This window comes from Clostridium sp., from assembly GCF_036569345.1.
Classification (GTDB): domain Bacteria; phylum Bacillota; class Clostridia; order Clostridiales; family Clostridiaceae; genus Clostridium_AD.
In genome coordinates this window covers 1-2,046 of sequence record NZ_DATCQT010000123.1, presented here as the reverse complement: position 1 = coordinate 2,046, position 2,046 = coordinate 1, and the positions used below count along the sequence as shown (strand labels likewise).

Below are 2,046 nucleotides of genomic sequence, written 5' to 3'. Positions count from 1 at the left end.
CTTCCTTATTTTTTATTTTAATAATAAAAGTTTATATGAAGTGTTCATTATGAGATACTTTTTTCTATTTTATAGAGTAAAAAAATTAAATTAATGCAATTAGTACTCATCCGCCACCGCTGTTAGCGGTTTAGTTCAATTGTCTTTTCACGACATTATTATTTTTCACAATTATTATATTAAATGGTTTTTAAATGTATATCAACTATAAAATGAATGTAGATATATAACCTATCTTTTCACAAGTGGAAAAGCAATTACCTCTTTGATAGACGTTGCACCAGTTAAAAACATTATCATTCGATCTATACCAATACCTAATCCCCCTGCTGGTGGCATACCTGTATCAATTGCAACTGCGAATTCTTCATCCATAGGACTTGCGGTTTCAAGTCCTGCTCTTAACTTATTTGCCTGTTCATTCAATAATACTCTCTGTCTTAATGAATCATTAAGTTCAGAATATGCATTCCCAAGCTCTATTCCGTAAGCATATGGTTCAAATCTCTCAATTAACTCTGGATTATCCCTATGAATCTTACAGAGTGGAGAAGAATCCATTGGAAAATCAATTACAAATGTTGGTTGAATTAAATCTTGTACACAATATTCATCAAAAAGAGCAATAATCAATTCACCTTTAGATGCTTCCATAATATTGAGACCTTCCTCCTGATTTGCTTTTAACAATCCTTTTTCCTTTATAGAATCAACAATTATCTCTTTGGCTAAAACTTCAACATCAATACCAGTATGACTTTTGACTAAATCGCACATTCGTTCCCTCTTCCAAGGTGCTTTAAAATCTATTTCAGTACCATCATAAACCACTTTAGATGTCTCATTAACTTTATCGAAAACATATTCAAATAGATTTTCCATCAAATTCATCATATCATTGTAATCTACGTAAGCCATATAACACTCAAATAATGTGAATTCAGGATAGTGAGTTTTATCAATTCCTTCATTTCTAAATGATCTTGCTATTGTATAAACTCTTTCTATTCCTCCAACCATCATCCTTTTTAAATAAAGTTCAGGAGATACATTCATGTATACTTCAGTATTTATTGAATTTACCTTAGTAGTAAATGGTTTTGCTTCTCCTCCACCATATTTAGTATCAAGAATTGGTGTATCTACTTCTATAAAATCTTTTTCATTCAAGAACTCTCTTAATGCCGATATAGCCTTTGATCTATTAATAAATCTTTGTTTAACGTCATTATTCATAATCATATCTAAAGAACGGTGTCTCTGCCTTAAATCTATATCTTGAATACCATGATATTTTTCAGGTAAAGGCCTAATTGCTTTAGAAAGTATAGTTAAATCAGTCATTTTTAATGTTATTTCCTCTGTTTTAGTTTTAAAAACTGTGCCTTGTACTCCAATTAAATCTCCAACATCAATTAATTTTATCAGACTATATTTTTCAATTCCTATATTGCTTTTACTTACAAATATCTGAATGTCGCCAGATTGATCTCTGATATTTAGAAACGTAGCATTCCCCATTCTTCTTAAAAGCATTATTCTGCCAGCAACTCTAAATATCTCTTCACTGCTTACAGTATTAAAGTTGTCTATTATGAAATTTGAATGAGTTACGTTATTATAGGAATATGGATAGGGGTTTATACCTTTTTCTATCAATAGATTAAGTTTTTTAATTTTCTCAACTACCACTTCATTTGCATCTGGCATTATTTCCTTCAAAGCATTAATTTCAGTATAATTTTTATACATATCGGATACCACCTTTCATATTTTTACATACAAATTACCAAAATAAAAAAGCTCTCACCCCCAAGACTATTGTCTTGGGGACGAAAGTTAGCTACTTCGTGGTACCACCCCAGTTTATTAATATATTACCATATTAACCTTTTCAAGTACGGTTATTTATATACCTTATACTCTAACCCTATAACGGGAGTTCCCGTCAACACCTACCCCTAATCAAATAGGCTCAATGTGAAACTCTGAGGTCTTTTTCAATAAATACTTCTTTGCTCCTTCTCACCAATCGGAGTTCTCTTT

The 2,046-nt window shown here is 30.9% G+C and carries 1 protein-coding gene; it reads right to left on the bottom strand.

Going from position 1 to position 2,046, the window contains the following annotated elements; genetic code table 11:
• Positions 1 to 231: 231 nt before the first annotated feature.
• Positions 232 to 1,752, bottom strand: coding sequence for a lysine--tRNA ligase (gene lysS, locus VIM70_RS12070; protein ID WP_331946014.1), 1,521 nt, complete (start codon positions 1,750 to 1,752; stop codon positions 232 to 234).
• Positions 1,753 to 2,046: the final 294 nt, after the last annotated feature.